This is a genomic window from Paenibacillus sp. NEAU-GSW1 (genome assembly GCF_009737085.1).
Classification (GTDB): Bacteria; Bacillota; Bacilli; order Paenibacillales; family Paenibacillaceae; genus Pristimantibacillus.
The window spans coordinates 24,358-38,087 of the sequence record NZ_WOVL01000028.1; the positions used below are offsets into that span (position 1 = coordinate 24,358).

At 50.5% G+C, this 13,730-nt stretch carries 12 protein-coding genes; all 12 read left to right on the forward strand.

Annotated features, from left to right (window positions below):
* The first annotated feature begins 62 nt into the window (after positions 1–62).
* The 12 genes from GOM71_RS19220 to GOM71_RS19275 all read left to right on the forward strand — a co-directional run bounded on the left by GOM71_RS19220 (position 63) and on the right by GOM71_RS19275 (position 13,708).
* Entirely contained in the window at positions 63–1,853 is a 1,791-nt protein-coding gene (locus GOM71_RS19220; protein ID WP_156283975.1) for a M3 family oligoendopeptidase, read from the forward strand.
* A 359-nt stretch (positions 1,854–2,212) separates the two neighbouring features.
* Positions 2,213–2,848 (forward strand): CBS domain-containing protein, encoded by a 636-nt coding sequence (locus GOM71_RS19225; RefSeq protein WP_156283978.1) that lies wholly within the window; start codon positions 2,213–2,215, stop codon positions 2,846–2,848.
* Positions 2,845–3,672, forward strand: a complete 828-nt coding sequence (locus GOM71_RS19230; protein WP_156283980.1) for a pyruvate, water dikinase regulatory protein — start codon at positions 2,845–2,847, stop codon at positions 3,670–3,672. Before GOM71_RS19225 ends, GOM71_RS19230 begins: the two co-directional genes overlap by 4 nt.
* Before the next feature lie 57 nt (positions 3,673–3,729).
* Positions 3,730–4,698, forward strand: coding sequence for a class II fructose-bisphosphatase (gene glpX / locus GOM71_RS19235; RefSeq protein ID WP_156284049.1), 969 nt, complete (start codon positions 3,730–3,732; stop codon positions 4,696–4,698).
* 125 nt (positions 4,699–4,823) lie between these two features.
* Entirely contained in the window at positions 4,824–5,222 is a 399-nt protein-coding gene (gene ndk, locus GOM71_RS19240) for a nucleoside-diphosphate kinase (RefSeq protein ID WP_156283982.1), read from the forward strand.
* 222 nt (positions 5,223–5,444) lie between these two features.
* Entirely contained in the window at positions 5,445–6,140 is a 696-nt protein-coding gene (locus GOM71_RS19245; RefSeq protein WP_156283983.1) for a sugar transferase, read from the forward strand.
* 15 nt (positions 6,141–6,155) lie between these two features.
* Complete coding sequence (locus GOM71_RS19250) at positions 6,156–7,529, forward strand: sugar phosphate nucleotidyltransferase (RefSeq protein ID WP_156283985.1); 1,374 nt, start codon at positions 6,156–6,158, stop codon at positions 7,527–7,529.
* A 21-nt stretch (positions 7,530–7,550) separates the two neighbouring features.
* On the forward strand, positions 7,551–8,318 hold the full coding sequence (locus GOM71_RS19255) for a YveK family protein (protein ID WP_367649708.1): 768 nt from the start codon (positions 7,551–7,553) through the stop codon (positions 8,316–8,318).
* Complete coding sequence (locus GOM71_RS19260; protein ID WP_156283987.1) at positions 8,299–8,982, forward strand: CpsD/CapB family tyrosine-protein kinase; 684 nt, start codon at positions 8,299–8,301, stop codon at positions 8,980–8,982. The genes GOM71_RS19255 and GOM71_RS19260 overlap by 20 nt, the downstream gene beginning before the upstream one ends.
* Before the next feature lie 252 nt (positions 8,983–9,234).
* Entirely contained in the window at positions 9,235–11,457 is a 2,223-nt protein-coding gene (locus GOM71_RS19265; protein WP_216651784.1) for a glycosyl hydrolase family 28-related protein, read from the forward strand.
* Positions 11,458–11,750: 293 nt separating this feature from the next.
* Positions 11,751–12,677 carry a glycosyltransferase family 2 protein gene (locus GOM71_RS19270; RefSeq protein ID WP_156283989.1) on the forward strand — a complete coding sequence of 309 codons (927 nt, stop codon included), beginning with the start codon at positions 11,751–11,753 and terminating at the stop codon, positions 12,675–12,677.
* Positions 12,647–13,708 (forward strand): glycosyltransferase family 4 protein, encoded by a 1,062-nt coding sequence (locus tag GOM71_RS19275; RefSeq protein WP_156283991.1) that lies wholly within the window; start codon positions 12,647–12,649, stop codon positions 13,706–13,708. The genes GOM71_RS19270 and GOM71_RS19275 overlap by 31 nt, the downstream gene beginning before the upstream one ends.
* Positions 13,709–13,730 lie beyond the last annotated feature (22 nt).

Consider the following 13,730-nt stretch of genomic DNA (forward strand, 5'->3'; position numbering starts at 1 on the left):
AGTATACTTAAGAGTGACGCAGCCGGATCTCGAAGCTGCACATGGGAAAGGAGAATAGTGATATGACTGACACCAACTATCCGCTGGTATGGGATTTGGACGTTTTTTACGAGGGAGGTTCGAGCTCGGCAAGCTTTGCGGCGGAGCTGAAAGGCATCGAAAATGATATCGCTCGATTGGATCAATGGCTTGCCGATCCAGAAGCATCCAAGAAGACTTTGGAGCAACTGGTTAAAACGGTCGAACTCATTCAATCGCTGCTGCTGCGTCTGCGGCAATCGGAATCGTTCGTAGGCTGTCTATCCGCACAAAATATGAAGGATACGGCGGCAAACGGATTGAATGATCGGGTGAAAACGGCATTCGCCAAATATTCGGGAGCGTTAACCCGATTTGATAATGGGCTGCGACAAGTCGAGGACGCCGATTGGGCGCAGTGGCTTCAGTCGGAAGAGCTGGCGAAAGTGGCGTTTAACTTGAATGAGCGCCGGGAGCTTGCCAAAGAAAAGTTGTCTCCGGAGCTTGAGGCGCTGGCTGGTGATTTGGCTGTAGACGGCTATCATGGCTGGGCGGAGCTTTATAATTTAATTGTTTCGAACGCGAAATTTAACGATATTGGCGCCGAAGGCGAAGGTAAAACGTTGTCCGCAGGACAGATGTTCAATCGTCTGTCTGACGGCAAGCGCTCCGTTCGCCAAGCGGCTTTTGCCGAATGGGAACGGGTATGGGGCGAACAGGCCGATTTATGCGCAGATACGCTGAACCGGATCGCCGGCTTTCGTTTGAAGCTGTACGAAAAACGTGGCTGGCATTCTGTATTAAAGGAGCCGTTGCAAATCAACCGAATGAGCGAGGCGACGCTTGCCGCTATGTGGTCGGCGATCGAGGAAGGCAAGCCGGAGTTGGTGCGCTATCTGGAACGGAAAGCGAAGCTGCTAGGCGTAGAAAAGCTGGATTGGCACGATGTCAGCGCGCCGATCGGCTCTTCGACGAAGACGATCAGCTACGATGAAGGCGCTGCTTTTATTAAAGAGCAATTCCATAAATTCAGCCCTGCTCTCGCCGAATTTACGGAAATAGCGTTTAAGGACGGATGGATTGAAGCGGAAGACCGGGCAGGCAAACGACCTGGAGGCTTCTGCACGGCATTCCCGAAGGACGGGCAAACCCGGATTTTTATGACGTACGCGGGGACGGCCGATAATGTCTCGACGCTGGCGCATGAACTCGGGCATGCTTATCATCAGCATGTGATGGGAGATCTGCCGGCTTTCTCGCAAGAATATGCGATGAATGTGGCAGAAACGGCCTCCACCTTCGCGGAGTTGATCGTTTCCGACTCGGCGATGAAGGCGGCATCCGATCCGGAAGAAAAGCTGAGTCTGCTCGAAAATAAAATTCAAAACTCGGTTGCGTTCTATATGAATATCCATGCGAGGTTTTTGTTCGAAACGCGCTTCTTCGAGAAACGCAAACAAGGCATGGTAACTGTGGAGGAGCTGAACGAGCTGATGGTCGCTGCTCAGCGTGAAGCCTATTGCGGAACGCTCGGCGAGGTTCACCCGCATTTCTGGGCATCGAAAATGCACTTCTATTTAACCGATGTGCCTTTCTATAACTTCCCTTATACGTTCGGCTATTTGTTCAGCGCAGGCATTTATGCGCGGGCGCAGCAAGAGGGGCCGGCGTTCGCGGAGCGTTATGTGCAGCTGCTGCGCGACACCGGATCGATGACGGTTGAGGAACTGGCCGAGAAGCATTTGGGCGTTCGGCTGGATGAGCCGGAGTTTTGGCGCGATGCTGTTGCGTTAACGAATACCGATATTCAGCTGTTCCTCGAATTGACGGAATAAGCGGACCATGGCGGTTGGCTGGAAGTGCAGATGCGCTGTGTGTAAGCAGCGCTAATTGACTAATAAATAGGGGGCATCCCTCGGTCATTTATGATGACTTTTGGGATGGCCCCTATTTACTAGTTGTCTTCTATAAGGAGATAACGCTGCGTCATAGCGTTATTTCTCGTTTACGCTCCTATAAGATAGCCTATCAATATTGATAAATTATATTTATGACATCTTATTCAACAAATATTGTACATCATATTTATGTATGTTATATTAAATTCGGATAAAGGATGAACTAATAGAATTAATGTGTGTAATATACAAGTTGGGAGGGGATAGCGATTCAGCTTACGAATCGACAGCTGGAGCTGCTGGAGCTTGTTAAGAAGCATGCTCCGGTGACTGGTGAGCAGCTTGCTGAATATTTGGGCGTGAGCCGTCCTACGCTGCGCTCGGATTTATCGCTGCTCGTTATGCTCGGGTTGCTGGACGCGAAGCCTAAAGTCGGCTATTTTATCGGCAACGCCTACCGCAGCACGGACAGCACCGCAATTAGAAAGCGCTTCGATAATATGAAAGTGCATGAAATTCAAGGCGTACCCGTCAACGTTGCGGAAACGCTTTCTGTAAACGATGCGGTCATTACGCTGTTTACGGAAAATGCAGATACGCTTCTGGTCATTAATGAGAAGAAGCGGTTTGTCGGAATTGTAACGCCTAAAGATTTGCTTAAGATGACGCTTGGCAATGCCGGCGCGGCAGCAATGCCGGTCAGCATTGTGATGACCCGATACCCGAACGTCGTGTCGCTGCATCCTGACGACTCGGTATCCGATGCCATTCGCAAGATGACGCTTCACCAGGTCGACTGTTTGCCGGTAATTGTGCCAAACGACGAGCAAGGCTCTGGCGCTGAAGTAACCGGATGGGTGTCCAAATCGAACATTATCCGTCTTTTGTCGGACATCGCCACAGCAGCGGAACTGGGGGAACAGGAGCTATGACTGAAATGATCATCTATGTGTGCTCGGACGCCGTAGGGGAGACGGCGGAAGCGGTAGCCAAGGCAACGCTGCGGCAATTTGCTTCGGATCATGTGAAAATTAAACGGTACGGCCATATGAAAACAGAGGATGAAGTCATTCAAGTCGTAGCGGAAGCAGCCCGTACGGGCGGATTCATCAGCTATACGCTCGTTCAGCCCGAGCTCCGCGAGCTTATGAAGGAAGAGGCTTTTCGCTGGGGCGTACGAGCGGTGGACGTGATGGGCCCGATGATGCAAGCCTATGTCGATACGTTCGGCAGCTTTCCGAAACGGAAGCCGGGTTTGCTGCATTCGATTGATGACGATTACTACCGCCGGATGGATGCGATTGAGTTCGCGGTGAAGTATGACGACGGCAAAGACGCGCGAGGTTTTATTCAGGCGCAAGTTGTGTTAATTGGCGTATCGCGTACGTCAAAAACGCCGCTAAGCGTGTTTCTTTCCCATAAAGGGATTAAGACCGCGAACCTGCCGCTTATGCCCGAAGTGAAACCGCCGGCAGAGCTAATGCCTGCGCCCGGCCGGTTAATTATTGGTCTTACGATGCAGCCCGAGCATCTGCTCGATATCCGTACGGAGCGCCTGCTGGCGCTTGGGCTTCCGGCCTCGGCGCAATATGCGTCCAAGGAACGGATACTTGAAGAGCTTGCTTATGCGGAAAATGTGATGAAATCATTTCATTGCCCGGTCATTGACGTGACGAACCGCGCAATTGAGGAAACTGCGGGTATCATTATCGAAATGCTCTACAAGCAATCGGAAATAGGAAGCAGCTTGCGTTAATGACGGTTAAGAAGGCTAATAATTGGAAATAGGTATGGAGAGAAGGGGAAGCAGATGTTGGAACGCGAATTGTCTTTGGAGCTTACTCGAGTTACCGAACTTGCGGCTTTAGCGGCATCTCCTTGGATGGGTCGCGGCGATAAGAACAACGCGGACGAAGCGGCAACAGAAGCGATGCGCCGCATGTTCGATACCGTATCGATTCGTGGAACCGTTGTCATTGGGGAAGGCGAGATGGATGAAGCGCCAATGCTTTATATTGGCGAAGAAGTTGGCAGCATGTCCGGTCCGGAGGTTGACGTTGCAGTTGATCCATTGGAAGGTACGGAGATCGTTGCCAAAGGATTAAACAATGCGATGGCCGTCCTTGCAGTAGCGCCGAAGGGACAGCTTCTGCATGCGCCGGATATGTATATGGAAAAACTGGCTGTTGGCCCGGAGCTTGCGGGCAAGCTGTCATTGAGAGATCCGATCCGAACTACGCTGGAAAAAGCGGCATTGGCGCTGGATAAGCCCGTATTCGATCTAACGGTTATGATATTGGATCGCGAGCGGCATGCAGAGACGATTAGCGAGCTTCGCACAGCTGGAGTGCGCATTAAATTTTTGTCTGACGGCGATGTTGCGGGAGCGATGGCGCCTGCTTTTCCTGAAGCAGGCATCGATCTGTATGTCGGATCTGGCGGCGCTCCGGAAGGCGTGCTTGCTGCGGCTGCTCTTAAATGCCTTGGCGGAGAAATTCAAGGCCGGCTGCTGCCGGAAAACGATGAGCAGTTTGAACGCTGCTTGTCGATGGGCATATCCGATCCGAGCAAAATTTTGTACGTAGACGATATGGTCGGCACGGATGACGTTATTTTTGCCGCAACTGGCGTTACGCCTGGAGAGTTTTTGGGTGGCGTCCGCTATTTGCCGGATCATCGGGCGGAGACGCATTCCATGGTCATGCGTGCGAAAACCCGGACGATTCGACATATTAAGTCGCTTCACTACCTGCCGAACAAACCGCTGTTGAGAAGCAAATAAGTTCTATCATACGAAGCAAGTTTTGCTTCGCCTTTGCTTTACGAAGCAAGTTTTGCTTCGCAAAACTAAGCTTATGCTTACGAAGCAAGTTTTGCTTCGCAAAACTTTTAGGAGGTAAAAAAAGAATGGAACGTACTTTTGTGTTAGTGAAACCGGATGGCGTGAAACGCGGCTTGGTCGGCAACATTGTTGCGCGCTTTGAGAGCAAAGGCTTTAAGCTGGAGCAGGCCAAGCTGATAACGATCGATCAGGAACTTGCGAAAACGCATTATGCCGAACATGCGGAACGGCCATTCTTTGGAGAACTTGTTTCTTTTATTACTTCCGGTCCATCGTTCGCTATGGTATGGGAAGGCGACGGCGCCGTCAAAAACGCGCGCTCGCTGATCGGCAAGACGAATCCTGCAGATGCCGAGCCCGGAACGATCCGCGGCGATTTTGCGCTAAGCGTGGAAAGCAACATTGTGCATGGCTCCGACTCGCTTGAAAGCGCGGATCGCGAGATTCATTTGTTTTTCACATAGAGCTTCGACATCGTTCATATAAGGCAATGTCTAAACAATCCTCGTGAAGCGGGCAACCGCAGCGCGAGGATTGTTTGCGTTTCGTAAAGTGCCGTAGCAAAAACCGATTGACATGATACAATTTGTATCTTAAAGTAAGGAGGAAGACAGATACAGTTTGTATCAATCGGCCGGATCAGACGCGCGAACTTATGTCTATTATTTTAATTTGAGGTGAAGAAGATGCCGCAAGCTTCGCGTAATAGAAGCGATCTGGAAACCGTGTATCGTCACGGGGCGCTATACGCCGACTATGAAAAAACAGTGTCCTTGCAATTTTATCTTAAGGCGAAGAGAGCCTTTGATCTCGTCGGCGCATCATTAGGGTTGTTGCTGCTTACGCCTTTGCTGCTAGTCGTAGTTATACTTATTAAGGTTGAGGACCCTCGCGGCAAAATATTGTTCCGGCAAGTACGCGTCGGACGAAACGGGACGCCGTTTCACATGTACAAATTCCGTTCAATGGTATCCGACGCAGAGCAATTGCTGGAAGGTCTAAAGGCGCAGAACGAGGTTGAAGGCGCGATGTTCAAAATAAAAAATGATCCGCGAATAACGAAAGTAGGAAAATTCATCCGCAAGACGAGCATCGACGAATTGCCCCAGCTATGGAATGTCGTCGTCGGAAATATGTCCCTTGTCGGTCCAAGGCCGGCTTTGCCGAGCGAGGTATCGGAATACAGCAGTTACGACAAACTCAGATTGCGCGTAATGCCCGGCTGCACCGGATTGTGGCAAGTGAACGGAAGAAGCAGTTTAAGTTTTAAGCAAATGGTTGATTTGGATCTTGCCTACATAGAACGCCGCAGCTTGCTTTTCGATTTAAAGCTGGTGCTGGTAACCGTCCTGATTATGTTCAGAACGAAAGACGCGTATTAGAAGGGAGCAAGCGGGATGAAGCTGGTTCTGCTGTCCGGAGGTTCGGGAAAGCGGCTATGGCCGCTGTCAAACGACTCGAGGTCGAAGCAATTTTTGAAGGTGCTGGAAAATGACGGCCTGCAGCTGGAATCGATGGTGCAGCGGGTGTGGAATCAATTGAAGCGAAGCGGTTTAGCGATGTCGAGTTATATTGCTACTGGAGAAAGCCAGGCCGAGATTATGCGCAGCCAGCTGGGCAGCGAGATTCCGTTAATTATTGAACCGCAGCGCCGAGACACCTTTGCAGCCATAGCGTTGGCATCAGCCTACTTGTACAGCATGACTGGAGCAGACCTTGACGAGGTTGTCGCGATTCTGCCGGTTGATCCTTTTGTCGAAAGCCATTTTTTTGACAAGGTGAAAGAGCTGGAGGTCGCTTTAAGTCATTCTGGAGCGGATCTTGCTCTGATCGGAGCAATGCCGACGTATCCGTCCTCCAAGTACGGTTATATCGTGCCAGATACGCTGGAACGGGACTATCTTAATCGTTATCGTGCAGTGAGCTCGTTTGTAGAGAAGCCCGATGAAGCAGACGCGCAGCAATTGCTTAGCCAAGGCGCGCTCTGGAATTGCGGAGTATTTGGTTTCAGGCTGCGGTATATGAAACGGTTGATAGAAGCGCGCGATTTGCCGTTTGACTACATATCGTTAGCGGAGCAATATGAGCAGCTGCCGCAAATCAGCTTCGATTATGAGGTTGTCGAGCGTGCAAGCAACGTCATTATGCTGCCTTATGACGGCTGCTGGAAGGACCTGGGAACATGGAATACGTTAACGGAGGAAATGACGAGCACGCAGCTGGGCAAGGGCGTGATAAGCGAGGACAGCGTAAATACGCATCTAGTCAATGAGCTGGACATTCCGGTATCGATCATTGGCGTATCGAATGTTGTTGTCGCAGCGAGCCCCGACGGCATCCTCGTCACGGATAAAAGCGCGAGCCCGCGAATCAAGCATTTTATCCCCTATAATCAACGGCCGATGTTTGAAGAACGGCAATGGGGCTGGCAGCGAATTTTGGATGCCCAATCGTATGCGGACGGCCATGCTGTCGTTACGAGAAGAGCGCTCATTAGAGAAGGGCGCAACTTCAGCTATCGGCTGCATGTCAACCGAGAGGAAGTTTGGACGATCGTGAAGGGTGAAGGCGATTTTGTGCAGAACGGCAATTATATGCGGGTAAAAGCAGGCAATGTGCTGCATATTCCAACGAAAACGCTGCACAGCATTCGGGCTGCATCAGAGCTGGAAATCATTATTGTGCAAACCGGACCGGACGACGAGTTCGGCCAAACGGTGGAACTGTATGACAGCTGGTCCGAAGTTGCCGAGCGTTGCATTAAGCTATAAATCAAATATGGAGGTGCGAAAGTGGAGCTGTTGCCTTACTTGAGAATGGTTCGCCGCAAATGGTGGCTTATTATGCTGATTGTCATTGCGGCATGCGCCGCGGCAGGGGTTAAAAGCAAGTATTATACGACTCCGATCTATGAGGCTTCCGCTAAGCTTATCGTAAATACGTCATCTGCGGCTGCTCAAGGCCAATCGGTGTCTCCGGATGTCGGTGAGCTGCAAACGAGCTTGATGCTGATCGATTCCTATATGGATATCATTAAGTCCTCCGCAGTATTGGATAAGGTGGATGATCAATATCCGCAGCTAAAGGACTCAGCATACGACATGTCCCAGAAGCTTTCCGTATATTCGATTAATGACTCGCAAGTTATGTATCTGAAATACGAGAGCACAAGCTATGAGGATGCCGCTCATACCGTCAATGCGATCGCCAACGTGTTCAAACAGCAAATTCCGTCGATTATGAAGGTCGATAACGTCACTATACTTAATGAAGCGAAGACGGACGGCTCGGTTCCGCAAGTCCCGATTAACACCAACATCGTTATGAGCATTGTCGTGGCCTTTATTATTTCGTTAATGCTCGGAATCGGATTGGTTATCCTGCTTCAATTAATGGACGATACGATTAAAACGGAAGAAGATTTGAAAGATCTTCCGGGCATTCCGCTGCTGGCTGCAATGGGGAAAATGGGCAAAGCGGATATGCGCGGAGCGGATCAGGCGAAAGCTATCTTTAAACAAGAGGCGGGTGAAGCAAGATATGCGTCGATCAACCAATGAGAATCGTCTAGTCGTCTCGAACAATCCGGATTCTCCGGTCTCGGAAGCGTATCGAACGCTTCGCACGAACGTTATTTTCTCATCGGTCGATAAGCCGATCAAAGTATTGATGGCGGCATCCGCGCAATCAGGGGAAGGCAAATCGACGGTAATCAGCAATTTGGCAGTGGCTTATGCGCAGGAAGGCAAGCGGGTGTTGCTCATTGATGCGGATTTGAGGAAGCCAAGCTTGCATAAAATCTTTTCGATGACGAACCGCACGGGCCTGTCGAACCTTTTGTCCGGTCAATGCAGCGCTGCGGAGGCTGTTAAAGAAAGCTACATCGGCAAGCTGGATGTCATAACGGCCGGACCTACGCCGCCGCATCCAGCGGAAATGCTCGGTTCGCAAAAGATGAAATCGTATCTGGAGTCGGTAAAGGACGAATACGATATGATCCTGTTCGATGCGCCGCCGGTTCTTGCCGTAACGGACAGTCTTATTATCAGTTCGTTGTGCGATGGGGTCATTCTTGTCATTCATGCAGGCAAGGTAAAGAAGGCTTATGTGCGTAAAACGAAAGAAAAACTCGATTATGTGCAGGCCAACATTATTGGCGCCGTATTCAATCAAATGCCCCGCAAAGATGTCGACTACGTTAAATATTACGGCTCAAGCAAATAGCAGAAATATCGCGCCGGCGATACAGTCAAGGGGTGTCCGCGTCATCAATTGATGACAGGAGGAACACCCCTATTTGTCGCGATTAATATTGCGCTGATGCCCGTTTATCAGTACAAGCAACCAGCACTCTTTGTTCTAATCATTACTATACTTATATAAGTAAGAGAGGTGTGACTTTGTAACAAGGAGTGACTTTGAGAAAAGGAGTGACTTTAAGCTCCGCTTAAAGATCCTGATGTAAGGAGGAATGTGATGTCCACGAACAAAACGAAAAATATGAAAATGCACAGCTGGTCATCGTCCGATGTGGTGAAGAAAGAGGAGCAAAATGAAAACTTTCAGACGCTGGATACGGAATTTGGCTGGCGGGGCATCAATATTCGCTGGAAGGGGGCGAATCCGAACGGCACGGCCGGCAGCTATGCCGCATTGTTAAGCGCTGTCAGCGATGAATCGGACACGATTTATATTCCGAAAGGCGTATATTTAATCGAAAAAAATATTACGATATCTAGCGCAAAGCGGCTCGTATTTGCGCGCAATGCCCGTCTCAAGCCGGCATCTGGCGTCACGATCACGGTTAATTGCACGATCGACGCCGGCATTTTCGATTGGATATTCGATGTGTCCGCAGGCGGATGGATTGGCGGCTTTCCGCTCGTTGGCGATATCTACCCGCATTGGTTCGGAGCTAAAGGCGACGGCAATACGGACGATACGGCAGCTTTTCAAGCGGCAATGGACGTCTGCAATAAGAAGTACCGCATATTTATCCCGCCGGGCGCTTATCGAATTCGGCGGTCGATTGTCAACAACTCGCGGGGGATGTACGGGGCGGCAACTTATGTTGACGATCAACAGGATGGGGCCGTGCTCGTCTGGGACCCGATTGATACGGCAACGGATCTGTTGCCTTGCATTCTTATCGATAACGCGGGAATTGATGCCGTTTTCGAAAATTTTGCAATTCAAGGCAGAGTAGAATACAGCTCGCAATATTTGTCCAAATGGATTGATAAAAGTTTGTTTGATCAAGATTTATATGCGATGTTCGCCGCCGGAACGGCCGCTATCGCAATTGAAAGCGGAGCTAGGCCTATCTTTCGCAATATTCGTACGGACCGCGTAAAGGTTGGCTTGCTGCTGAACAGCACAGACGGACATATTACCTCCTATGATTGCAATTGGAGAGGATTGATCGGCGTCTATTGCCGGATGAACAGCGAGGATTACTACTTCCAAGGAGGAACGATCGCTGGCGCCTTCTGCGGCCTTATGTTCGGCGTCATGCTTTATGCCAATCATTACGGCGGCTTCTCTGGTTCGATGAAGCGCGTGCATATGGGCTTCTCTCCTTACAGCTTCTATCAGGTCAAAGACGCCAGCGACTATGATGCCAATAATCAAGTAAACGGGATGACCGGAATGATGGAGACGGTTCGTGCCGAATCGACCGGCGAAGCCGTTATCAAGCTGCTGCCAAACTCATGGTCGACAGGCTTATTTTTTTCCGGATTTGCAATGTCGTGGTCTCCTGCCGCTTATTCCTCCACAGAGGCGTGGCAATACGCGCTTCCAGACGATATAAAGCCCCCGAACGAAAAACAGAAATATGCGATCGTGCTTGGCAGGGTAAACAATTCCACTTTTGACGATATCGAAGGCGCGGCTTTCCGGTCGGGAGCTCCCGGCGCGCTTGGCGCGACCTATATCGAATATATTGAATCGGATGTTGTGCTTACCGGATTAAACCCGAGAGATACGAAGATCAAGTCGAAAAACATTCAGACATCCCTTGCTCTGACAACTCCGCTGGCCGTCGGCGAGTCCCTTCGCACGAAGGTTTACCATGCGATGAGCCACGGCAATCTGCTGAAAAACCAGGAGCAGCTGAGCAACTGGAGTTTTATTTCCGGGAAAGGGACGATATTGACCGATCTGTCTGCGCTGCCGGTGCAGCCAAGCGACGAGATGAAACGATTTATTGGCAACACAATCGGCGGCATTTTGAAAGTAACGCCGGACGGCGTCAATACCGCATATGTGCAATTGCCGTTTCTTTCGTCGCAATCTTCCGCAATAGATACGACAAGAAGCATCGGCTTTGAATACTATATTTGTTCGTCTGCTTCCCGTTTCCGCAGCCGGATTGACTTCGCGGGCGGACAATATTTATACGACGAGACATTCGCCGTTACGCCAAACCAGTGGACGCGAATCGCATGCAGAGAATACAAGGCGCCTGCAGCCAGCGCGGGCGGAGCGAGCTTCTTCGAGCTGTCGGCGACGCAGCCGACTTATATCGCAGCTGTCATGGTCTGCTATGATGCTAACGGCGCATACTCCCCACATTATCATCCCTATGCCAAGCAGCCGATCGAAAGCGCAGATTCATTTATTCTAACCGACAAATCAACCGGAGCCCGCTGCAAAATCGAGCTGGTGAACGGAGCGCTTCAAATTACTGCCCTATAATACTTTTGAGTTTTATACAAGCAAGGTTACACCGGAACGGAACAGGCGAATGATTCTGGAGAAGCGATAGCGTTCGCTTTTGTGAGCGGACTCCCACCTTAGACAATTCGTTCAGGGAGTCCGCGAGCAATGGCGATCGTAAGAACATTCGGCTGTGCAGTGGATTGGTTTTAACCTGTCTATGCAGTCGAGTTGCTCTAACCAACAGGGACTTGAGTATTGACATGATACTAAATGTATCATAAAGTAAAGGTGTTGTAGTTACAATACGTAACAATAAAGGTGGTTCCCGCATGAAAATAAGCGTTGTCATTCCAACTTACAAACGAGTGTCGACTCTGGTTGAATGTTTGGACGGCATTCGATGGCAGAGGCGTGTCCCGGATGAAATTGTTGTCATTGCGAGGCAATCCGACGAGGAAACGCTCGCTTTTTTGAATCGTTTTACCGCGTTGAACATTACGTTGGTTTTGATCGAAAAGCCGGGAGCGATCGCAGCGCTGAATGCCGGGATTGGACGGGCATCCGGAGATATTATCGTCATTACAGATGATGACACGATCGGTCATTCCGACTGGATTGAACGGATAGAGCGGCATTACATAGAGGATGATAGGCTCGGAGGGCTGGGCGGAAAGGACTATGTGTATCATGACGGCATTCTCGAGCGGGGCTCGGCAGATCGGGTAGGCAAACTGATGTGGTTCGGCAGAATGATCGGCAATCATCATATCGGCACCGGCAACGCGCGCGAAGCAGACATTATGAAGGGAGCCAATATGAGCTTCCGCAAGCAGGCTGCGCAAGGACTGCGGCTGGATGAGAACCTGAAAGGCAACGGAGCGCAGGTGCATTGGGAAGTGGGATTCAGTTTATCCATTAAGAAAAGAGGCTGGACTCTGAAGTACGACCCGAAGGTTTGCGTCGATCATTTTCCGGCGGTTCGCCATGACGAGGATCAACGGAACGGCTTTAACGAAACGGCAGCCTTCAATCATTCCCATAACGAAACCTACGCGATTCTTAGCCACATTGGCCGTATGCGAGGACAGCTGTTTTTGCTCTGGTGCGTCGCAGTCGGCAGCAAGCCGTCACCGGGAGCTTTGCAATATTTGCGGGCGTTCCCTAGAACAGATATGCGGCTCAATCTGGCGAAATTGCTAATCGCGCTGCGGGGCAGGAGGGAAGGATGGAGAACATGGAAACACACGAGAGGCTGAAAATCGCCGTTATCGCTTTTGAGCTCATTACGCCTCATGCCCGGACGGGGGGCGTCAGCCATTTCAATCACCGGCTTTGCACGAAGCTGTCGGAATGGGGCCACGAAATAACGGCATATACGATGAATAATGAGCTGGAAAATGCCAGCTACCGCATCCAATCGCTATATGAGCAAAAAGGGCAAGCGAATCGTATCAGCCGTTTTTATTGGGCTCCGTTCTCGGCTCGCAAAGTGGACTTTAGCGCTTACGACTTAGTTATTTCGAGCGGCGACGACTGGGCGATGCGACGTCAGGGCAAGCCGTGGGTGCGGATTATGCACGGAAGCGCATGGCGAGAGGTACAGCACAATACTCGAATGCTCAGGAAAATAAATCTGTCGTTTCAATATTTGCTCGAGCGGCTATCGTTTAGGCAATCCTCGGTTACGCTTTTTAACTCCAACGATACCGAAACGCTTTATCCGGCCAGGAAGCAGGATAAGGTGCTGTTCTTGCCGGTAGACACCAAGCTGTTCTATCCGGGAGAAAAAGCGTCCGTTCCGACTATTCTATTCGTCGGCGCGCTCGATAGCCGAAAGCGCGGCAGAATGCTGCGGGATCTCTTCGTTGCTTCTATCCGCAAACGGATTCCGGATGCGCGGTTATGGATGGTATGTCACCCGGGAGAGCCGCTTGACGGGGTCGAATATTTTGAGCATCTTTCGAATGAAGCGTTGGCCGATCTTTATCGAAAGGCTCATGTTTACTGTATGCCCTCCACGTACGAAGGCTTTGGACTGCCGTATCTTGAGGCGTTGGCAAGCGGAACGCTCGCAGTCAGCACGCCGAATCCGGGCGCCAATGAGGTGCTGCAAAACGGAAAATACGGCGTAGTCGTTCCAGACAGCCAATTGGCCGATGCGATCGCTGACGCTTTGCTGAATTATGGAGATTACAAGGATAAGATTGCGGACGGTCTGCAGCGCGCTTCCGATTGCAGCTGGGAAAATGTTGTGCCGCATTATTTATCGTATGGCAGGCGCCAATAGGGAGAAAAGGCGAGGAGGGCGA

Coding starts and splice junctions, on each gene's coding strand:
- GOM71_RS19220 (WP_156283975.1), top strand. CDS start 63: ATGACTGACACCAACTATCCGCTGGTATGGGATTTGGACGTTTTTTAC.
- GOM71_RS19230 (WP_156283980.1), top strand. CDS start 2,845: ATGACTGAAATGATCATCTATGTGTGCTCGGACGCCGTAGGGGAGACG.
- ndk (WP_156283982.1), top strand. CDS start 4,824: ATGGAACGTACTTTTGTGTTAGTGAAACCGGATGGCGTGAAACGCGGC.
- GOM71_RS19245 (WP_156283983.1), top strand. CDS start 5,445: ATGCCGCAAGCTTCGCGTAATAGAAGCGATCTGGAAACCGTGTATCGT.
- GOM71_RS19250 (WP_156283985.1), top strand. CDS start 6,156: ATGAAGCTGGTTCTGCTGTCCGGAGGTTCGGGAAAGCGGCTATGGCCG.
- GOM71_RS19260 (WP_156283987.1), top strand. CDS start 8,299: ATGCGTCGATCAACCAATGAGAATCGTCTAGTCGTCTCGAACAATCCG.
- GOM71_RS19265 (WP_216651784.1), top strand. CDS start 9,235: ATGTCCACGAACAAAACGAAAAATATGAAAATGCACAGCTGGTCATCG.
- GOM71_RS19270 (WP_156283989.1), top strand. CDS start 11,751: ATGAAAATAAGCGTTGTCATTCCAACTTACAAACGAGTGTCGACTCTG.
- GOM71_RS19275 (WP_156283991.1), top strand. CDS start 12,647: ATGGAGAACATGGAAACACACGAGAGGCTGAAAATCGCCGTTATCGCT.